At 70.9% G+C, this 20,882-nt stretch carries 17 protein-coding genes; 9 read left to right on the forward strand and 8 right to left on the reverse strand.

Annotation, left to right across the window (positions count from 1 at the left end):
- Positions 1 to 7: 7 nt before the first annotated feature.
- The 8 genes from ACIO5E_RS08010 to rpmH form a co-directional block, all read right to left on the reverse strand.
- Entirely contained in the window at positions 8 to 1,090 is a 1,083-nt protein-coding gene (locus ACIO5E_RS08010) for a ParB/RepB/Spo0J family partition protein (protein ID WP_400664900.1), read from the reverse strand.
- A complete protein-coding gene (locus ACIO5E_RS08015; protein WP_400665350.1) occupies positions 1,087 to 2,040 on the reverse strand; it encodes a ParA family protein in 954 nt (317 codons plus the stop codon). The genes ACIO5E_RS08010 and ACIO5E_RS08015 overlap by 4 nt, the downstream gene beginning before the upstream one ends.
- Positions 2,041 to 2,323: 283 nt before the next feature.
- Complete coding sequence (rsmG, locus tag ACIO5E_RS08020; protein ID WP_400664901.1) at positions 2,324 to 3,154, reverse strand: 16S rRNA (guanine(527)-N(7))-methyltransferase RsmG; 831 nt, start codon at positions 3,152 to 3,154, stop codon at positions 2,324 to 2,326.
- 178 nt (positions 3,155 to 3,332) lie between these two features.
- On the reverse strand, positions 3,333 to 3,863 hold the full coding sequence (locus ACIO5E_RS08025; RefSeq protein WP_280673893.1) for a R3H domain-containing nucleic acid-binding protein: 531 nt from the start codon (positions 3,861 to 3,863) through the stop codon (positions 3,333 to 3,335).
- A gap of 81 nt (positions 3,864 to 3,944) precedes the next feature.
- Positions 3,945 to 5,129 carry a membrane protein insertase YidC gene (gene yidC, locus ACIO5E_RS08030; protein WP_400664902.1) on the reverse strand — a complete coding sequence of 395 codons (1,185 nt, stop codon included), beginning with the start codon at positions 5,127 to 5,129 and terminating at the stop codon, positions 3,945 to 3,947.
- A complete protein-coding gene (gene yidD / locus ACIO5E_RS08035) occupies positions 5,126 to 5,497 on the reverse strand; it encodes a membrane protein insertion efficiency factor YidD (RefSeq protein WP_280673895.1) in 372 nt (123 codons plus the stop codon). The genes yidC and yidD overlap by 4 nt, the downstream gene beginning before the upstream one ends.
- On the reverse strand, positions 5,494 to 5,922 hold the full coding sequence (gene rnpA / locus ACIO5E_RS08040) for a ribonuclease P protein component (protein ID WP_280673896.1): 429 nt from the start codon (positions 5,920 to 5,922) through the stop codon (positions 5,494 to 5,496). Before rnpA ends, yidD begins: the two co-directional genes overlap by 4 nt.
- Before the next feature lie 18 nt (positions 5,923 to 5,940).
- Positions 5,941 to 6,078: a 50S ribosomal protein L34 gene (rpmH, locus tag ACIO5E_RS08045; RefSeq protein WP_030059672.1), complete on the reverse strand. Its 138-nt coding sequence runs from the start codon at positions 6,076 to 6,078 to the stop codon at positions 5,941 to 5,943.
- A 471-nt stretch (positions 6,079 to 6,549) separates the two neighbouring features.
- On the opposite strand from rpmH, the gene dnaA reads away from it, so the two are divergent.
- The 9 genes from dnaA (at position 6,550) to ACIO5E_RS08090 (ending at position 20,875) form a co-directional block, all read left to right on the forward strand.
- Positions 6,550 to 8,421 (forward strand): chromosomal replication initiator protein DnaA, encoded by a 1,872-nt coding sequence (dnaA, locus tag ACIO5E_RS08050; protein WP_400664903.1) that lies wholly within the window; start codon positions 6,550 to 6,552, stop codon positions 8,419 to 8,421.
- 972 nt (positions 8,422 to 9,393) lie between these two features.
- A complete protein-coding gene (gene dnaN, locus ACIO5E_RS08055; RefSeq protein WP_280673898.1) occupies positions 9,394 to 10,524 on the forward strand; it encodes a DNA polymerase III subunit beta in 1,131 nt (376 codons plus the stop codon).
- 158 nt (positions 10,525 to 10,682) lie between these two features.
- On the forward strand, positions 10,683 to 11,558 hold the full coding sequence (gene gnd, locus ACIO5E_RS08060; protein WP_400664904.1) for a phosphogluconate dehydrogenase (NAD(+)-dependent, decarboxylating): 876 nt from the start codon (positions 10,683 to 10,685) through the stop codon (positions 11,556 to 11,558).
- Between the two features lie 44 nt (positions 11,559 to 11,602).
- Positions 11,603 to 12,736, forward strand: a complete 1,134-nt coding sequence (gene recF, locus ACIO5E_RS08065) for a DNA replication/repair protein RecF (RefSeq protein ID WP_400664905.1) — start codon at positions 11,603 to 11,605, stop codon at positions 12,734 to 12,736.
- Positions 12,737 to 12,842: 106 nt separating this feature from the next.
- Positions 12,843 to 13,382 carry a DUF721 domain-containing protein gene (locus ACIO5E_RS08070; protein ID WP_280673901.1) on the forward strand — a complete coding sequence of 180 codons (540 nt, stop codon included), beginning with the start codon at positions 12,843 to 12,845 and terminating at the stop codon, positions 13,380 to 13,382.
- 269 nt (positions 13,383 to 13,651) lie between these two features.
- Complete coding sequence (gene gyrB / locus ACIO5E_RS08075; protein ID WP_400664906.1) at positions 13,652 to 15,667, forward strand: DNA topoisomerase (ATP-hydrolyzing) subunit B; 2,016 nt, start codon at positions 13,652 to 13,654, stop codon at positions 15,665 to 15,667.
- Positions 15,668 to 15,800: 133 nt separating this feature from the next.
- Entirely contained in the window at positions 15,801 to 18,338 is a 2,538-nt protein-coding gene (gene gyrA / locus ACIO5E_RS08080; RefSeq protein ID WP_400665352.1) for a DNA gyrase subunit A, read from the forward strand.
- Positions 18,339 to 18,488: 150 nt separating this feature from the next.
- On the forward strand, positions 18,489 to 19,220 hold the full coding sequence (locus ACIO5E_RS08085; RefSeq protein ID WP_400664907.1) for a DUF3566 domain-containing protein: 732 nt from the start codon (positions 18,489 to 18,491) through the stop codon (positions 19,218 to 19,220).
- Positions 19,221 to 19,480: 260 nt separating this feature from the next.
- Positions 19,481 to 20,875: a class I SAM-dependent methyltransferase gene (locus ACIO5E_RS08090; protein ID WP_400664908.1), complete on the forward strand. Its 1,395-nt coding sequence runs from the start codon at positions 19,481 to 19,483 to the stop codon at positions 20,873 to 20,875.
- Positions 20,876 to 20,882: the final 7 nt, after the last annotated feature.

The raw sequence follows: 20,882 nt of genomic DNA on the forward strand, positions 1-20,882 counted from the left end.
GCCCGGCTCAGCCCTGCGACAGCCGCAGACCGTCCTCGCCCGGGGCCAGACTGTCCAGGATCCGGTTCAGGTCCTCGACCGAACCGAACTCCAGCACCACCTTGCCCTTGCCCAGCTTGCCACCGCGCTGCGACACCTCGACCTTGACCCGGGTGTCGAAGCGGTCCGACAGCCGGCTCGCCAGATCGTTGAAGGCCGGGGAGAGCAGCTTGCCGGCCTTCGGCGCCTGGCGCTTCGGCTTCTCCTCCTCCGAGCCCATCACCGTGACGATCTCCTCGGTGGTCCGCACCGAGAGGCCCTCCGCGACGATCCGCTTGGCCAGCTGCTCCTGCCGCTCGGCGTCCGCCACACCGAGCAGCGCCCGGGCGTGGCCGGCCGTCAGCGTTCCGGCGGCCACCCGGCTCTGCACGGTCGGCGAGAGCTTCAGCAGCCGCAGCGTGTTGGAGACGTGCGAGCGCGAGCGGCCGATCCGGTCCGCCAGCTCGTCGTGGGTGCAGGAGAAGTCCCGCAGCAGCTGGTCGTAGGCGGCGGCCTCCTCCAGCGGGTTCAGCTCGGCCCGGTGCAGGTTCTCCAGGAGGGCGTCCAGCAGCAGCTTGTCGTCCTCGGTGGCGCGGACGATCGCCGGAATCCGCTCCAGCCCGGCCTCCTTGGAGGCCCGCCAGCGGCGCTCCCCCATGATCAGCTCGAACTTCTCCGAGCCGACCTGGCGCACCACGACCGGCTGGAGCAGGCCCACCTCCTTGATGGAGGCGACCAACTCGTCCAGCTTGTCCTCGTCGAAGTTCTTGCGCGGCTGGCACGGGTTGGCCACGATCGCGCCCAGCGGCAGCTCGGCGAAGAAGGCACCGGCCACCGGTGCGAGCCGCACCTGGTCGGCCTGCTCCCGCAGGCTGCCCGCGGCCGCCCTGGCCGCCACCGTGGCACGGCCGCCCGGCAGCACCGGCACCGAGGCCGACGACACCGAGTCGGTCGCCACCGCCGAGGCCGGTGCGGGCGGGACCGCCACGGGCTGCGCCGCCCCGCCGTCCACCGGCGTGGCGGGGCCGATCAGCGCCCCGAGCCCTCGTCCCAGACCCCTGCGACCACTCACTGATGACCCTCCGTCGTACCGTGCTGTGCCACCGGGGCTCCGTGCCCCTGCTGGCCGTCCCGCTGCTGGCCCACCAGTGTGGAGCCACCCACGCCCGTGCCCACCGCGCGCAGCGCGAGCTCGCGGGCGGCCTCCAGGTAGGAGAGCGCCCCGGTCGAGCCCGGGTCGTAGGTGAGCACCGTCTGACCGTAGCTGGGCGCCTCCGAGATCCGGACCGAGCGCGGGATCGCGGTGCTCAGCACCTCCTGCTGGAAGTGCGTCCGGACCTCCTCGGCGACCTGCGCGGCCAGCCTGGTCCGGGCGTCGTACATGGTGAGCAGGATGGTCGAGACGTGCAGCGCGGGGTTGAGGTGCGCGCGCACCAGCTCGACGTTGCGCAGCAGCTGGCCCAGGCCCTCCAGCGCGTAGTACTCGCACTGGATCGGGATCAGCACCTCCTGCCCGGCCACCAGGGCGTTGACCGTGAGCAGGCCCAGCGAGGGCGGGCAGTCGATCAGGATGTAGTCGAGCGGCTGCTCGTAGGCGGCGATGGCGCGCTGCAGCCGGCTCTCCCGCGCCACCAGCGAGACCAGCTCGATCTCGGCGCCGGCCAGGTCGATGGTCGCGGGGACGCAGAACAGTCCCTCGACGTCCACCACCGGCTGCACCACGTCGGCGAGCGGCTTGCCCTCGACCAGGACGTCGTAGATGGACGGCACCTCGGCGTGGTGGTCGATGCCGAGGGCCGTGGAGGCGTTGCCCTGCGGGTCGAGGTCGACGACCAGGACGCGCAGTCCGTGCATGGCGAGCGAGGCGGCCAGGTTGACGGTGGTGGTGGTCTTGCCGACCCCGCCCTTCTGGTTGGCGACCACCATCACCCGGGTGGCGGCCGGGCGGGGCAGACCCTCACCCGCTCGGCCGATCGCCTGAACCGCAGCCTGGGCAGCCCGCGCGATGGGCGTGTCATCGATCTGGTCGATGGTCTCCGAGTCCTGCATGGAGGTCAGTGTTTCACGTGAAACCGGAGCGGCAACAGTCGCCGCCCGGCTGCGGCCGAGGATTCCCGAGAGCAAGGAGCGACGTTTCACGTGAAACACCATGCCTGCTATGTCGGAAATATGACGTTGCGACACTCCGGTGTCCTCCCGTCGACCCACCGTCACCCGGCCGGCCACCGGAACGCCGACGGGCGGGTGCTCCCCCGTTCAGGAGGAACCACCCGCCCGTCGTCGAGCGTGTCCGGCGTCACCCGTCTCAGCGGGTACGGCGCCGCCCGCCCCGGGTGCGCTCACCGGTCCGGGCGCCCGCGTTGCGCCCGGCCCGGGCCGCCTTCGCCCGCCGGGTCGCGGCCTTCACGCCGCCGGGGCTCTCGCCGGCCTTGACCTGGACCACCCGGGTCGAGGTCTCCAGGGTGCCCTCACCGACCGAGATCACGCTCCACTCGACCGCGCCCAGCTTGGTCAGCCCGGCCCGCGAGTCGGCCAGCTCCTGCTCGGCGCTGTCGCCCTTGAGCGCCAGCATCTGCCCGTGCGGCCGGAGCAGCGGCATCCCCCAGCCGGCCAGCCGGTCCAGCGGCGCCACCGCGCGGGCGGTCACCACGTCCACCGCGAGCTTGCCGACCATCTCCTCGGCCCGGCCGCGCAGCACCGTGACGTTCTCCAGCCCGAGCTCCCGGACGACCTCCTCCAGGAAGGTGGTCCGACGCAGCAGCGGCTCCAGCAGCGTCACCGAGACGTCCGGACGGGCCAGCGCCACCGGGATGCCCGGCAGACCGGCGCCGGACCCGACGTCGCACAGGGTCGAGCCGGCCGGCAGCAGCTCGGCGAGCACCGCACAGTTGAGGACGTGCCGGTCCCAGAGCCGGGGCACCTCCCGCGGCCCGATCAGCCCGCGCTGCACGCCCGCGGTGGCCAGCAGTTCGGTGTAGCGGACCGCGGCGTCGAAGCGATCGCCGAAGACCTCCCGGGCGACGGCCGGAGCACCGGCCAGCTCGGGCGCGTCGGCCGCCTCGGCGGCCTGCCCGGCAGCGGCCGGATTCACGTCGGCCGCCCCCGGCCGACCAGCGGCCGCGTTCTCCGTGTCCATCTCGACCTCTCCGATCCCCGGATCCACCGACCCGCTCTCCGCACTGTTTCACGTGAAACATCTCGCGCCGGGCTCACGCCCCGCGAAGGGACGACGACCCCGCCCGCACGAGGCGGACGGGGTCGCGTCCGGTGAAGCCCACCGGCCGCCGAAGCAACCGGTCGTCGTACCGCCGGCCTCAGACCGGCAGCACGACCACGCATCGCTGGGGCTCTTCGCCCTCGGACTCGCTGCGCAGACCGGCGGCCGCGACCGCGTCGTGGACGACCTTGCGCTCGAAGGGCGTCATCGGCCGCAGCTTGACCTGCTCGCCACTGCTCTTCGCCTGCTCGGCGGCCTTGGCACCGAGCGCGGCCAGCTCGGAGCGCTTGCGGGCCCGGAAGCCGGCAATGTCCAGCATGAGGCGGCTGCGCTCGCCGGTCTCCCGGTGGACAGCCAACCGGGTCAGCTCCTGCAGTGCCTCCAGCACCTCGCCGTCCTGGCCGACCAGGCGCTGCAGCGCGCGGTCGTTGCCGTCACCGACGATGGAGACCAGGGCGCGGTCGCCCTCGACGTCCATGTCGATGTCACCGTCGAGGTCGGCGATGTCGAGCAGACCCTCCAGGTAGTCCGCCGCGATGTCGCCCTCCTGCTCCAGCCGGGCGATGAGGTTCTCGTCGGCGCTGGCGGCGGCCTCGGCCTCGACGGCGGAGGTGGTGCCTTCAGTCACTGATGGACTCCTTCGGAGATGGGCCCAGTTGGTGGGCCGGGAACGAAGCTCTGCGCGCTGTCACAACAGGTCCGGGACCGGTCAGGACTTCTTCTTCGGCCGCTGCCCGCCACCGCGCTTCGGCTGCTGCCGGGCGCCCTGCTGCCGGGTGGTGCCCGGCTTGGCCGCACCGGGCTTGGTCGCGCCCTGCTGGGTGGCCGCCGGATTGGCACCGGAGTCGGCCTGGACGGCCTCCTCGGCGGGCTCCTCGGTCGAGGACGGGGCGTCCTTGGTCAGGTCGGCGGTCTGCTGCCCGGTACCGCTCTGCTGGCGCTGCGCCTTGCTCTGCTTGCGGGGCTGCTGGCGGCGCGCCTGCGCCGACTCCTCGACCACGGCGGCCGCGGACGAGGCCGCGCTGATGGCCGCCTTGGACGGGGGAAGCATGCCCCACAGCGCGCCCTTGATCTCCGAACCGTCCGGGTTCAGCCGGCCGGCCTTCTTCAGGCGGACCTGCCGATCCGCGAAGGCCTTGCTGCCCGGAGTCGGGTTGTTGCGGATGACGATCAGCTGCTGGCCCATCGACCAGACGTTGGTGGTCAGCCAGTAGACCAGGACACCGACGGGGAAGTTGATGCCCATCACGGCGAACATCACCGGGAAGACGTACATCAGCATCTTCTGCTGCTGCATGAACGGCGTCTTCACCGTGAGGTCGACGTTCTTGGTCATCAGCTGGCGCTGGGTGATGAACTGCGACAGCGACATCATGATGATCATCACCGCGGTGACGATCTTGACGCTGGTCTCGGGGCTGCTGACGAAGGTCGCGGAGAGCGGGGCACCGAAGATGTGCGCCTTGCCGGCGCTCACCAGCAGGTCGCCGTGGATGACGCCGATCTCCTGGCTCTTGGCGACCTTGGCGAGCACGCCGTAGAGGGCGGTGAAGAACGGCGCCTGCACGATGATCGGAAGGCAGCTGGAGAACGGGTTGGTACCCGCCTCCTTGTACAGCTTCATCATCTCTTCGGACTGGCGCTGCTTGTCGTTCTTGTAGCGCTCCTGGATGGCCTTCATCTTCGGCTGGATCGCCTGCATGGCCCGGGTCGCCTTGATCTGCTTCACGAAGAGCGGGATCAGGCAGATCCGGATGACGACCACCATCGAGGCGATGGCCAGACCCCAGGCCCAGCCACCGTCCGGGTCGAAGATGTTGCTGTACAGCGAGTGGAACTGGACGATGATCCAGGACACCGCTGTGTACAGGGGATTCAGGAAGGAGAAGGTCACCGGTCAGGCTCCTTGGACATGTGGATTGGCCCCGCGGGGCCAATGGTCGCCGGGCCCTCTGGGTCCGGACCGGCGGGGGTCGTGGTCACCGGCTGTCCGGTGGCGGACCGGCTGCTCAGCCAGTCTCGCAACCGCCGGTGCCACACCGGATGCTTACGCGGCGGAACGTGATCGACCCCGCCGGGCGTCCACGGATTGCAGCGCAGGATGCGCCACACGGTCAGCCCGCCGCCCTTGACCGCCCCGTGCACCTTCACGGCTTCGAAGCCGTAGTGCGAACAGGAGGGGTAGTAACGGCAGACCGGACCGAGCAGTGGGCTGATGGTCCACTGGTAGACCCTGATCAGACCCATCAGCAGGTACTTCATCGACCTGCTCCCGTCGGCGCCGTCGTGGCGGGCTCCACCTTCAGCAACCGCTTCAGCGCCGCGTCCAGGTCACGTTCGAGGTCCTGGTACGAGGCGGACGCGGCCTGGGGCAGCGCACGCACCACTATCAGGCTACCGGCGGGCAGCCTGGACAGACGATCACGAACGAGGTGACGCAACCGGCGCTTGACCAGGTTGCGAACGACCGCCGGGCCGACGGCCTTGCTCACGACGAAACCCGCACGCGCCGAAGGAGTCCCCTCGGCGACGTGCGGGCGGGAGTCGCTGGTCCGGTCGGTCTGCCCCTTGGGGTCACCATCTCTGCTGAGATGGACGACCAGAAGGGGCCGGCCGGCCCGACGACCGCGTTTCACCGCGGTCGCGAAGTCCTGGCGCCGCCGCAGCCGATTCTCGGAGGGCAGCACAACAGACTCTGTCGTGGATCAGGCGGACAGGCTGGCGCGGCCCTTGCCACGGCGGGCAGCCAGGATGGCGCGGCCGGCGCGGGTACGCATACGCAGCCGGAAGCCGTGGGTCTTCGCGCGACGACGGTTGTTCGGCTGGAAGGTGCGCTTGCTCACTCGGGGGCTCCTGAGGTGAATCGTAGGATGACGGGGAGTCGCTTGGCCGTCACCGTGCGTCCGCGTGATCTCCCCTGATACGGAAATCCGGCCCATCACCCCAGTTCGGCTGGGGTTTCAGGCAATCCACGGCGCCCGTGCTGCGCGCCTTATGGAGCGGGTGGACCCGCGGACATGCGGCAGCGGCCATCGACAACTCGACCTGGTTACGGTACGCGGGACGGGGCGCGAGGGTCAAACCAGCCTCTTCGAACGGTCCCCCACGGATGTCCGAAACCCGCTTCGCCCACAGCCTGTGGACAACGACTTGATCCGGCCCTGTTCGCTGACTACCGTTGCAGGACTTGTCTGGTTTGTTCTTAGTGTTTCGTTCCTCGTGGGGTCGGTCCGCCGGAGACGGGCCCACCGATCACTGTCTCCTGATCCACCACCCCCTGCTGGAGCCGCGGGGAACCGAGAAAGCGTGCACCAGTGGCTGATGTCAACAGCGACCTCGTCCCGGTCTGGGCGAGGGTCGTCGAGCGGCTGGTCAGCGACCCGGACGTCGGGGAGATGGACAAGCAGTGGGTGCAGCGCACCCAGCCGATGTGGATGATGCACGACACCGCCCTGCTGGCGACCCCGAACGAGCGGGCCAAGCAGGTGCTGGAGGGCCGGCTGCTGCCGCAGCTCACCGAGGCCCTCAGCCGCGAGCTCGGCCGTCCGGTCCGGATCGCCGTGATGGTCGACGCCAACGCCGTCCCGACCACCCCCGCACCCGCCGCCCAGGCCCCGGCCGAGCCGTACCCCGGCCCGTCCGACGAGGACACCGGCGGCTACGGCGGCCAGGGCTACCAGCAGCCGTACGAGCAGGACTACGAGCGGCCCCGCTACGACACCGGCGGCTACGAGCAGCGCCCGGCGCCGTACGGCGGCCCGGCGGCCGGTCCGACCTGGCCGGGCTACCAGGAGCAGGGCGGCTACCAGGAACACGGCTACCCCGACCAGGGTGGCTACCAGGAGCAGGGCGGGTACCAGGAGCAACCGCCCGCCTACCGCGAGCCCGACGAGCCCGCGCCCCGACCTGCGCCGCGCCCGATGCCCGGCCCGCCCGCGACCACCCAGGGCGACCTGTTCGGCGGCGCGTACGGCCCCGGCCCGAACGAGCAGCCCCGCGCCGGAGCCGGCCGCCGCTCCCCCGGCTCCCGCCCGGCCGGCGGCCGCCCCGCGGACAAGAACGCGCCGGAGCGCGCGACCGAGCGCCCCGCCGTCCCCGGAGTACCCGCCCCGCCGGGCGCCCCGCCGGCCGGCGGCTCGCGCAAGGACGAGCCGGCCGCCCGGCTGAACCCCAAGTACCTCTTCGACACCTTCGTCATCGGCGCGAGCAACCGCTTCGCGCACGCGGCGGCGGTGGCGGTCGCCGAGGCCCCGGCCAAGGCGTACAACCCGCTCTTCATCTACGGCGAGTCCGGGCTGGGCAAGACCCACCTGCTGCACGCCATCGGGCACTACTCGCGCAGCCTCTTCCCGGGCACCCGGGTGCGCTACGTGTCCTCGGAGGAGTTCACCAACGAGTTCATCAACTCGATCCGGGACGGCAAGGCGGACACCTTCCGCCGCCGCTACCGGGACATGGACATCCTGCTCGTGGACGACGTGCAGTTCCTCGCGAGCAAGGAGTCCACGCAGGAGGAGTTCTTCCACACCTTCAACACCCTGCACAACGCGAACAAGCAGATCGTCCTCTCCTCGGACCGGCCGCCCAAGCTGCTGACCACGCTGGAGGACCGGCTGCGCAACCGCTTCGAGTGGGGCCTGATCACCGACGTCACCCCGCCGGAGCTGGAGACCCGGATCGCGATCCTGCGCAAGAAGGCGATCCAGGAGCAACTCAACGCCCCGGCCGACGTGTTGGAGTTCATCGCGTCCCGAATCACCCGCAACATCCGGGAGTTGGAGGGCGCCCTGATCCGGGTCACCGCCTTCGCCAACCTCAACCGGGCGCCGGTGGACCTGGAGTTGGCCGGGATCGTCCTCAAGGACCTGATCCCGGGTGGGGACGAGGACGCCGGTCCGGAGATCACCGCGCAGGTCATCATGCAGCAGACCGCCGCGTACTTCGGGCTGGGTGTGGACGACCTCTGCGGATCCTCGCGCAGCCGCGTCCTGGTGACGGCGCGTCAGATCGCGATGTACCTCTGCCGGGAGCTGACCGACCTCTCGCTGCCGAAGATCGGCGCGCAGTTCGGCGGCCGCGACCACACCACGGTGATGCACGCGGACCGCAAGATCCGCTCGCTGATGGCCGAGCGGCGCTCGATCTACAACCAGGTCACCGAGCTGACCAACCGCATCAAGAGCTAGCGCCGCCGGCTCGGGAGAGCCGGCCCCGCCGTTGCGGGCCGCCGGCCCCGGCACCGCGGGAAAGGGCGTCAGGAGCGATCCTGACGCCCTTTTGGCATATCCACAGGTGTGTACCGCGCATCGGCTGGGCAGAGATGCCCTCGACGGACGTTCCGCCAGTCCACAGCCCGCGCCGAACATCTGACCGGCAATTCGAAAGCCGGGGCCGCGCAGGGCAGTTGTCCACAGGACGGGCGCCCTCCCCGTAGTCCACAGGCCGGGGAGTCCGAAGTTATCCAGAATTCGTCCACAGGCCCGTCACCGCTACGCTCTTCCGCGCAGGTCAGGTGCCTGTGGACTTGTGCACAACGGTTATCCACAGGCTGTGGACAATTGACGGGCCGCCAGTGGGCCATCCGGGTTATCCACCGGTTGTCCCCAGGATCGGGGCGGTTATCCCCAGGTTGTCCACAGAGTGGTCCACAGTTCGGCAACCGTGGGGTGGCGTTCATGCCCTGGTGTGAAAGGCGTCACGTAAAGTTGACCGGCGCCCGTGGATAACCGGGCCCGGATCTGGGGATAGCCCTGGGGATAACCTGTGGATACCCAGCGTGCCCTGTGGGTAACGCTCCGCTGTCCACAGCGAGGCCTGTCCGTCCACAGCCGCCGTCCACAGTCGCTGTGGACAAAAAAGTGGGCCTGACCTGCGGAAACGGGGTTATCCACGGTTTCCACAGGCCCTACTACTACCACTACACCTTTAGACCCATCGACTCGCTTGAAAGTGGGTGGGCCCCGAATCTGTGGACAACCGCCGCCCGACATCTGTTCGGGTTGCTTCCGCCCGTCTGCCCCGTCTGTCGGCGGAGTACGTCAGACTGTCCTCTGCGACTGGAAGCGGAGTGGCAGTGCTCGGTGGACAGCCGAACCGACGATCAAGATCAGACGAACCAGAGTGCGAGCGGGAGCGCTCGATCCAGGAGGCGGTTACCGGTGAAGTTCCGGGTGGAGCGTGACGTCCTCGCGGAGGCGGTGGCCTGGGCTGCCCGCAGCCTCCCGGCACGGCCGCCGGTGCCGGTGCTGGCCGGCCTGCTGCTGACGGCACAGGACGGCAGCCTGGCGCTGTCCGGCTTCGACTACGAGGTCTCGGCCCGGGTCGAGCTGGAGGCGGACATCGAGGAGGCCGGCACCGTCCTGGTCTCCGGCCGGCTGCTGAACGACATCTCGCGCAACCTTCCCAACAGGCCTGTGGAGATCTCCACCGACGGCCAGCGGGTCAGCGTGGTCTGCGGCAGCTCCCGGTTCACCCTCCCCACCCTCCCGGTGGACGAGTACCCGGCCCTGCCCCAGATGCCCACCGCCACGGGCACCGTCCCCGGCGACGTCTTCGCCTCCGCGGTCAGCCAGGCCGCCGTGGCCGCCGGCCGTGACGACACCCTGCCGGTGCTCACCGGCGTGCGGGTCGAGATCGAGGGCGACCGGATCACCCTGGCCGCCACCGACCGCTACCGCTTCGCGGTCCGTGAGCTGCTGTGGAAGCCCGAGCAGTCGGACATCTCCGCCGTCGCCCTGGTGCCCGCCAAGACCCTGCAGGACATCGCGAAGTCCCTGGGCAGTGGCGACAACGTCTCGATCGCGCTCTCCTCGGGCGGGGCGGGCGAGGGCCTGATCGGCTTCGAGGGCGCCGGCCGCCGGACCACCACCCGGCTGCTGGAGGGCGAGTTCCCGAAGTTCCGCAGCCTCTTCCCGACGGAGTTCAACGCCATCGCGGCGATCCAGACCCAGCCCTTCCTGGAGGCGCTCAAGCGCGTCTCGCTGGTCGCCGAGCGCAACACCCCGGTCCGGCTGAACTTCGAGGAGGGCGTGCTGACCCTGGAGGCCGGTTCGGGCGACGACGCCCAGGCCACCGAGCGGATCGACGCCTCCCTGGAGGGCGACGCCATCTCGATCGCCTTCAACCCGGGCTACCTGGAGGAGGGCCTCAAGGCCATCGACTCCGCCTACGCCCAGCTGAGCTTCACCACCCCGACCAAGCCGGCCCTGCTCAGCGGCAAGGCGTCGGTGGACGCCGAGGCGGACGAGGCCTACCAGTACCTGATCATGCCGGTCCGCCTCTCCGGCTGACCTCCCGGCTGACGACCCACAGGCTGTGCACACGGTCTGTGGACGGCCTCCCCCGGTCGGCCCGACCGCGGGGAGGCCCTGCCGCTTCAGCGCGTAGGCTCGGGGAGTGCGGCAACGGCGCCGCCGGCAGGCACGTCACCACAGGTAAGGACTTGGTCATGGAGCTCGGCCTCATCGGTCTCGGCAAGATGGGCGGCAACATGCGCGAGCGGATCCGCCGCGCCGGCCACACCGTCATCGGCTACGACCGCAACCCGGACATCTCCGACGTCGAGAGCCTGCAGGAACTCGTCACCAAGCTCCAGGGCCCGCGGGTGGTCTGGGTGATGGTCCCGGCCGGTGCCGCCACCCAGGCGACCGTCGACGAGCTCGCCGAGCTGCTCTCCCCCGGCGACGTGGTGGTCGACGGCGGCAACTCCCGCTGGACCGACGACATCAAGCACGCCGAGGCGCTGGCCGCCAAGGGCATCGGCTTCGTCGACTGCGGCGTCTCCGGCGGCGTCTGGGGCCTGGAGAACGGCTACGCCCTGATGTACGGCGGCGACGCCGAGCACGTCGCCCGCGTCCAGCCGATCTTCGACGCGCTCAAGCCCGAGGGCGACTTCGGCTCGGTGCACGCGGGCGCGGTGGGCGCCGGCCACTTCGCCAAGATGGTCCACAACGGCATCGAGTACGCGATGATGCAGGCCTTCGCCGAGGGCTGGGAGCTGCTGGAGGCCGCCCCCGAGGTCACCGACGTGCGCGAGGTCTTCCGCAGCTGGCAGGAGGGCACGGTCATCCGTTCCTGGCTGCTGGACCTGGCCGTCCGCGCCCTGGACGAGGACGAGCACCTGGCCAAGCTGCGCGGCTGGGCCGCCGACTCCGGCGAGGGCCGTTGGACCGTCGAGGCCGCGATCGACCACGCGGTGCCGCTGCCGGCGATCACCGCCTCGCTGTTCGCCCGCTTCGCCTCCCGCCAGGACGACTCGCCGCAGATGAAGATGATCGCCGCGCTGCGCAACCAGTTCGGCGGCCACGCGGTCGAGTCCAAGTAACTCCCCCAGGGTTTGTCCACAGAAGGCGAGCGCAGTCCACAGCCATGCACGTCGCGCATCTGTCGCTCGCCGACTTCCGGTCGTACGCCCGGGCCGAGGTCCCCCTCGACCCGGGCGTGACGGCCTTCGTGGGGCCCAACGGCCAGGGCAAGACCAACCTGGTCGAGGCGATCGGCTACGTCGCCACCCTGGGCAGCCACCGGGTCGCCACCGACGCCCCGCTGATCCGGCTGGGCGCCGAGCGCGCGGTGATCCGCACCTCGGTGGTGGACCGCGGCCGCTCCACCCTGGTCGAGCTGGAGCTGACCCCGGGCAAGGCCAACCGGGCCCGGATCAACCGCTCCGACAACGTCCGCCCGCGCGATGTGCTGGGCCTGCTGCGCACCGTCCTGTTCGCGCCCGAGGACCTCAGCCTGGTCAAGGGCGATCCGGGCGAGCGCCGCCGCTTCCTGGACGAGCTGCTGACCGCCCGGGCCCCCCGGCTGGCCGGGGTCCGGCAGGACTACGAGCGGGTGCTCAAGCAGCGCAACGCCCTGCTGAAGACCGCCGCGATGGCCCGCCGGGCCGGTGGCGGCAAGGGCGCCGACCTCTCCACCCTGGAGGTCTGGGACGGCCATCTGGCCCGGGCCGGCGCCGAGTTGACGGCCTTCCGGATCCAGCTGGTGGCCGCCCTGCAGCCGCTGGTGGCGGCCGCGTACGGGCAGCTGGCCCCGGGCGGCGGCGACACCGCCCTGGAGTACCGCAGCTCCTTCGAGGGCGGGCTGCCGACCAGCCGCGAGCAGGCCGAGGAACAGCTGCTGAACGCGCTGCAGGCGATCCGCAAGCAGGAGGTGGAGCGCGGGATCACCCTGGTCGGCCCGCACCGCGACGAGCTGGTGCTCAAGCTCGGCCCGCTGCCCGCCAAGGGCTACGCCAGCCACGGCGAGTCCTGGTCGTTCGCGCTGGCGCTGCGGCTGGCCTCGTACGAGCTGCTGCGCGCCGACGGCGGCGAGCCGGTGCTGATCCTGGACGACGTGTTCGCCGAGCTGGACGCGGCCCGCCGGGACCGGCTGGCCGAACTGGTGGCCGACGGCGAGCAGGTGCTGGTCACCGCGGCGGTCGCCGAGGACGTGCCGAAGGCGCTGGCCGGCGCCCGGTTCGCGGTCGCCGACGGCGCCGTCCGTCGGATCGACGCCTGACTCCCCCGGCACACCCGCAACCGCCGCCCGTGCACTCCCGTAGGCTGGACGGCTCATCGGCGCGCACCCGCGACCGTTGTCCACAGGCTGGGGAAAGGAGATCGCCGTGAGCGAGCCGGCGGAGCGCTCCCCCCAGCCGGGCGACCCGGCACCGACCGGCGCCGACCTCGCCCGCTCCGCCCTGCGGGCGGCCCGGGCCCAGGCGCGGCAGCGCGGCGAGCAGGTCCGGGAGAAGCGCGAGGCGAAGCGGTACGGACTGCGCAGCGGCGCCCGGTCGGACGGCCGCGACCCGGTCCCGTTGGGGGCGGCGCTGAACCGGCTGCTGACCGAGCGGGGCTGGGAGTCCTCGGCCGCGGTCGGCGGGGTGATGGGCCGGTGGCCCCAGATCGTCGGCCCGGACATCGCCGCGCACTGCCACCCCTCCTCCTACGACGACGCCGCCGCGGTGCTCACCGTGCAGTGCGACTCCACTGCCTGGGCCACCCAACTACGCTGGCTGGCAAGGCAGTTGGTGGCCCGTCTGAATCACGAGCTGGGCCACGGCACGGTCCGCACCATCAAGGTGCTCGGCCCGGCGGCGCCCGCCCGGGGCTACGGCCGGCTGCGCGCGCCGGGGAGCAAGGGGCCGGGCGACACCTGGGGCTGACCGCGGGGCCGGCCCCGCGGTGACCGACGCCGAGCGGACCACGATCTTCCGGAACCCCTGACAGCCCTTCCAGGCGCTCTGGGCCCCCGGGGCGAGTATCGGGACACGTGCAGAGGGGATTCAGGGCGGCATATCTGCCTTCAAGGGCTGCCAAACGCCCATCTCTGTCAGTCGTACCGGTAGACTGAGAGCCAAACACTGTTGCTAGTGGCAACCGAGTCTAAACGCCGTGGTCGCACGCCCGCCCGCACGGGGCGGGATTGCGGCCCGTGCTGTGCCAGAGAGGGCGCTTCGTGGCCGATTCCGGCAACCCCAGCCAGACCCCAGACCAGACCGACCAGGCTTCCTACACCGGTAGCAACATCCAGGTGCTGGAAGGCCTCGACGCCGTCCGCAAGCGCCCCGGCATGTACATCGGTTCCACCGGCGAGCGCGGTCTGCACCACCTGGTGCAGGAGGTCGTGGACAACTCCGTCGACGAGGCGATGGCCGGGTACGCCGACACCATCGACGTCACGATCATGGCCGACGGCGCGATCCGCGTCGTCGACAACGGCCGAGGCATCCCCGTGGACATCGTCCCCGGCCAGGACAAGCCGGCCGTCGAGGTCGTGCTCACCGTCCTGCACGCCGGCGGCAAGTTCGGCGGCGGCGGCTACGCCGTCTCCGGCGGCCTGCACGGCGTCGGCGTCTCCGTGGTGAACGCGCTGTCCACCAGGCTCTCCGTGGAGATCCACAAGGACGGCAACACCTGGACCCAGGACTACAAGATGGGCGCCCCGGTGGCCGCCCTGGCCAAGGGGGAGCCGACCGACCGCACCGGCACCACGGTCACCTTCTGGGCCGACAGCGACATCTTCGAGACGACCGTCTACTCCTTCGAGACGCTCTCCCGGCGCTTCCAGGAGATGGCGTTCCTCAACAAGGGCCTGTCGATCTCGCTCACCGACGAGCGCCCCGAGCACGTGGACGAGGAGGGCAAGCCGCTCACCGTCACGTACAAGTACGACGGCGGCATCGCCGACTTCGTCGCCCACCTCAACTCCCGCAAGGGCGAGGTGATCCACCCCTCGGTGATCGACTTCGAGGCGGAGGACAAGGACAAGGCGATCTCGGTGGAGATCGCGATGCAGTGGAACTCCTCCTACACCGAGGGGGTCTACAGCTTCGCCAACACCATCCACACCCACGGCGGCGGCACCCACGAGGAGGGCTTCCGCGCCGCGCTGACCGGCCTGGTCAACCGCTACGCGCGGGACAAGAAGCTGCTCCGCGAGAAGGACGACAACCTCTCCGGCGAGGACATCCGCGAGGGTCTGACCGCGATCATCTCGGTCAAGCTCGGCGAGCCGCAGTTCGAGGGCCAGACCAAGGACAAGCTCGGCAACACGGAGGCCAAGACCTTCGTCCAGAAGGTCGTCTACGAGCACCTCAACGACTGGCTGGACCGCAACCCCAACGAGGCCGCGGACATCATCCGCAAGTCCATCCAGGCCGCCACCGCGCGCGTCGCCGCCCGCAAGGCCCGCGACCTCACCCGCCGCAAGGGCCTGCTGGAGTCCGCCTCGCTGCCGGGCAAGCTCTCCGACTGCCAGTCCAAGGATCCGTCCGAGTGCGAGATCTTCATCGTCGAGGGTGACTCCGCCGGCGGCTCGGCCAAGCAGGGCCGGGACCCGCGCACCCAGGCCATCCTGCCGATCCGCGGCAAGATCCTGAACGTCGAGAAGGCCCGGATCGACCGGGTGCTGCAGAACACCGAGGTCCAGGCGCTGATCTCGGCCTTCGGCTGTGGCATCCAGGAGGACTACGACGAGTCCAAGCTCCGCTATCACAAGATCGTCCTGATGGCGGACGCCGACGTCGACGGTCAGCACATCCGCACCCTGCTGCTCACCCTGCTGTTCCGCTTCATGCGGCCGCTGGTCGAGTCCGGGTACGTCTACCTCGCCATGCCGCCGCTGTACAAGATCAAGTGGGGCAAGGACGACTTCGAGTACGCCTACTCCGACCGCGAGCGCGACGCGCTGATCGCGGCCGGGGTGGAGGCCGGGCGCCGACTCCCCAAGGACGACGCGATCCAGCGCTTCAAGGGTCTCGGCGAGATGAACGCCGAGGAGCTCCGGGTCACCACCATGGACGCCGAGCACCGGCTGCTGCTCCAGGTCACCCTGGAGGACGCCGCCCGTGCCGACGAGCTGTTCTCCGTGCTGATGGGCGAGGACGTCGAGGCACGCCGCTCCTTCATCCAGCGCAACGCCAAGGACGTCCGCTTCCTGGACGTGTGACGCCGCCCGACCGGCAGCGAACCACGTACCAGTCCGCGTGAAAGGAAACTGACCACCAGTGGTCGACGACAACCGTCCCGAAGGCGAACAGCCCGAGACCCCCGCGGCCCCCGAGGCCACCGCCCAGGCGACCATGCGGATCGAGCCGGTCGAGCTCGAGACCGAGATGCAGCGCTCCTACCTCGACTACGCGATGAGCGTGATCGTCAGCCGGGCGCTCCCCGAGGTCCGCGACGGCCTCAAGCCGGTGCACCGACGCGTGCTCTACGCGATGTACGACGGCGGGTACCGCCCCGAGAAGGGCTACTACAAGTGTGCCCGCGTCGTCGGCGACGTCATGGGCAACTACCACCCGCACGGCGACACCTCGATCTACGACACCGTGGTCCGCCTGGCCCAGCCGTGGTCGCTGCGGATGCCGCTGGTGGACGGCAACGGCAACTTCGGGTCCCCGGGCAACGACCCGGCCGCGGCCATGCGCTACACCGAGTGCAAGATGATGCCGCTGGCCATGGAGATGATGCGCGACATCGACGAGGAGACCGTCGACTTCGCCGCCAACTACGACGGCCGCTCGCAGGAGCCGACCGTCCTGCCCGCGCGCATCCCCAACCTGCTCGTCAACGGTGCCACCGGCATCGCGGTCGGCATGGCCACCAACATCCCGCCGCACAACCTCCGCGAGGTCGCCTCCGGCGCGCTCTGGGCGCTGGAGCACCCGGAGGCCTCCAACGAGGAGCTGCTGGAGGCCCTGATCGAGCGGATCAAGGGCCCCGACTTCCCCACCGGCGCGCTGATCGTCGGCCACCGCGGGATCGACGAGGCCTACCGCACCGGCCGCGGCTCGATCACCATGCGTGCCGTGGTCGAGGTCGAGGAGATCCAGGGCCGCCAGTGCTTGGTGATCACCGAGCTGCCATACCAGGTCAACCCGGACAACCTCGCGCTGAAGATCGCCGACCTGGTCAAGGACGGCAAGGTCGCCGGCATCGCCGACGTCCGCGACGAGTCCTCGTCCCGCACCGGCACCCGCCTGGTGGTCGTGCTCAAGCGCGACGCGGTCGCCAAGGTCGTGCTGAACAACCTCTACAAGCACACCGAGCTGCAGACCAACTTCGGCGCCAACATGCTGGCCCTGGTCGACGGCGTGCCGCGCACGCTGTCGCTGGACGCCTTCATCCGGCACTGGGTCAACCACCAGGTCGAGGTCATCGTCCGGCGCACCACCTTCCGGCTGCGCAAGGCCGAGGAGCGCGCCCACATCCTGCGCGCGCTGCTGCGCGCCCTGGACGTGATCGACGAGGTCATCGCGCTGATCCGGGCCTCGGCGAGCGCCGACGCCGCCCGCACCGGCCTGATGGGCCTGCTCTCCATCGACGAGCTGCAGGCCAACGCCATCCTGGAGATGCAGCTGCGCCGCCTGGCCGCCCTGGAGCGCCAGCGGATCATGGACGAGCACGACGAGCTGCAGCGCAAGATCGACGAGTACAACGCGATCCTGGCCTCGCCGATCCGCCAGCGGGAGATCATCTCTGAGGAGCTCACCGCGATCGTCGAGAAGTACGGCGACGAGCGGCGTTCCACCCTCATCCCGTCCGACGGCGACCTCTCGATCGAGGACCTCATCGCCGAGGAGGACATCGTCGTCACGATCACCCGTGGCGGCTACGTCAAGCGGACCCGCTCCGACCTCTACCGCTCGCAGAAGCGCGGCGGCAAGGGCGTGCGCGGCGCGCAGCTCAAGCAGGACGACATCGTCGACCACTTCTTCGTGACGACGACGCACAACTGGATCCTGTTCTTCACCAACCGGGGCCGGGTCTACCGCGCCAAGGGCTACGAGCTGCCGGACGCCGGACGCGACGCCCGCGGCCAGCACGTGGCCAACCTGCTGGCCTTCCAGCCGGAGGAGCACATCACCCAGGTGATGGCCGTGCGCACCTACGAGGACAAGCCGTACCTGGTCCTCGCCACCCGGGCCGGCCTGGTGAAGAAGTCCGCGCTGAAGGACTACGACTCGCCGCGTTCCGGCGGCCTGATCGCGATCAACCTGCGCCAGGACGAGGAGGGCCGGGACGACGAGCTGATCGGCGCCGAGCTGGTCTCCGCCGAGGACGACCTGCTGCTGGTCTCCAAGAAGGCCCAGTCGATCCGCTTCACCGCGACCGACGACGCGCTGCGCCCGACCGGCCGCGCCACCTCCGGCGTCAAGGGCATGGCCTTCCGCGAGGACGACGAACTGCTCTCGATGAACGTCGTCCGCCCGGGGACGTACGTCTTCACCGCGACCGATGGTGGGTACGCCAAGCGCACGGCCGTGGACGAGTACCGTGTCCAGGGGCGGGGCGGCTACGGCACCAAGGCGGCGAAGATCGTCGAGGGCCGGGGCTCGCTGGTCGGCGCGCTCGTGGTCGACGACAGTGACGAGATCATGGCCATCACCCTGTCGGGTGGGGTGATCCGGACGAGGGTTTCCGAGGTTCGTGAAACCGGACGTGACACGATGGGCGTCCAACTGATCAACCTCGGAAAGCGCGATGCGGTCGTGGGCATGGCCCGCAACGCGGAAGCCGAGGACGAGGAGACGGCGGACGACGAGGTCATGGACACCGAGTCCACCGAGACGGCCGAGGGTACGGAGACGACGGTCGGCGGCGACGCCGGGATCTGAACCGAACCACGGGCCGGTGCCGTCGCGTCCAGAGAGAGGACGCGGCGGCACCGGCCGCCGACCAGTTCCGGGCAATCCCGCCGGGCGCTGGATGACGAGTGACGAAGCAGGGCGGTGCCGCCGCCCTGGTGGGAAGTGCGGGAGGACCAGGTGAGTGGAGCCACGGGTGCTGCGGGAGGACCCTCCGGCGGCCGTCCGGGCGCGCAGGGCGGGGGTGGGTACGGCGTTCCGCAGCCGCCGGCCGAGCACTCGGCGTCCACCTCGCTGATGCCACCGGTCGGCGGCGGGGGCCAGGGCGGCGCGACCTACGGCGGCCAGACGCCCCCGCCGCCGCCGGGTGCACCGGCGCCGGGCGGCGGCTTCTCGCAGCCGACCACGTACGCCAAGGGGCAGCCGACCCCGGGCCGGGGCACCCGGACCAGCGGCAACACCCCGCCCGGCGGCACGCCCGTCCCGGGTGCGGCGCGCCGGCCGACCGCCGCGCCCGCGGCCGCCGGCCCGGGCCTCGGCCGGACCCGCAAGGCCCGGCTGCGGGTGACCAAGGTCGACCCGTGGTCCGTGATGAAGGTCAGCTTCCTGCTGTCGCTGGCGGTCGGGATCATCATCATCGTGGCCGCCGCGGTGCTGTGGATGACGCTGGACTCGCTCGGCGTCTTCAGCTCGTTGACCAAGACCCTCAAGGACGTCACGGGTTCGGACAGCACCGGCGGTCTGAACCTGATGGACTACGTGGGCTTCGGCAAGGTGATGACCTTCACCGCGCTGATCGCCGTGGTCGACGTCGTCCTGCTGACCGCGCTGTCCACGCTCTCGGCGTTCATCTACAACGCGGCGGCCGGCTTCACCGGCGGCGTCGAGCTGACCCTGGCCGAGGAGGACTGACCCCGGCCGGATCCTGACCCTGGGTCATCTCCCCGTCCACGGACGGAATGTCCGGGCCCCGCAGGCTGTTGCAGCCTGCGGGGCCCGTCGGCATTTCGGGTGACAGACGGCGACCCGCGGCGTGCCGTCCGGAAGCCGGTCGGCCGCGGTGGGATTAGCTGGATGGCGCCCGGTCCACGCCTGGGAGTGCCGCAGGCCGCCCCCGGTCCGCCCGACCGGGTCGGATGACGTTCCGTAGGACGGCTGGACGGAGGCGCGCGGTGGCGAAGCTCGCAGGTCAACTGGTCGAGGCCCTGGACGGGCTGTTGGGGGTCCCGGTACCGCTGCGGGTACAGGTCTGGGACGGCAGCGTCGCGGGGCCGCCGGGCGCCCCCACCGTGGTCCTGCGCAACCGCCGGGCGCTGCGCCGGCTGCTCTGGCAGCCGGGCGAGCTGGGCCTGGCCCGGGCCTACGTCGCGGGGGACCTGGAGATCGCCCCCGGCACCGACCTCTACGAGGTGCTGTCGGCCGTCGGTCGGTTCGCCGAGCGGCCGGAGATCCGTCGCCTCGACCTCGGCCCGCGCGACGTGCTCGGCGCGAGCGGTCGCCGGGTGCTCGCGGCCGCGCTGCGGGCCGGGGCGCTCGGCCCCGAGCCCACGCCGCCCCCGGAGGAGGTCCGCAAGGCCCGCGGGCGGCTGCACAGCCGCAGCCGGGACCGCGCGGCCATCAGCTACCACTACGACGTCGGGAACGACTTCTACGGGCTCGTACTGGGCTCCTCCATGGTCTACTCGTGCGCCTACTGGGCGCCCGGGGCGAAGAGCCTGGAGGCCGCCCAGGAGGCCAAGCTCGACCTGATCTGCCGCAAGCTCGGCCTACGGCCCGGGATGCGCCTGCTGGACGTCGGCTGCGGCTGGGGTTCGCTGCTGCTGCACGCGGCCGAGCACTACGGCGTCACCGCCGTCGGCGTCTCCATCTCGCGGGAGCAGGTCGCGCTGGCCCGCCGGCGGGTCGAGGAGGCCGGCCTGGCCGGGCGGGTGGAGGTCCGGCTCCAGGACTACCGGGAGATCGTCGACGGCCCGTTCGACGCGATCTCCAGCGTCGGGATGGCCGAGCACGTCGGCTCCGAGCAGTACCGGGTCTACGCCGAGGGCCTCTACGGGCTGCTGGTGCCCGGTGGCCGGCTGCTCAACCACCAGATCGCCCGCCGCCCCGACCACCCCGGTGAGCCGCACCGCACCAGCCCCTTCATCGACCACTACGTCTTCCCCGACGGCGAGCTCTCCCCCGTCGGTTCCACGGTGGCCCGGCTGGAGGAGGCCGGCTTCGAGGTCCGGGACGTCGAGTCGCTGCGCGAGCACTACGGGCTGACTCTGCGCGAGTGGGTGGCCAACCTGGAGGCGCACTGGACGGAGGCCGTCCGGTTGGTCGGCCGCGGCCGGGCCCGGGTCTGGCGGCTGTACATGGCGGCCAGCGCGCTCGCCTTCGAGCAGAACCGGATCGGGATCAACCAGATCCTCGCCGTCCGCAGCACCGAGCAGGGCGGGGCCGGCCTCCCGTCGACCCGCGAGGAGTGGCTGCTGCGCCCGGCCGCGGGAGTGCCGCAGATGGTCACCGGGGTGCCCGCCGCGGGCCCCGCCGACCCGGATTTGGGAGATCGGCCATCGGTCCGCTAATCTTTCA

This window comes from Kitasatospora sp. NPDC087314, from assembly GCF_044744365.1.
GTDB lineage: Bacteria > Actinomycetota > Actinomycetes > Streptomycetales > Streptomycetaceae > Kitasatospora.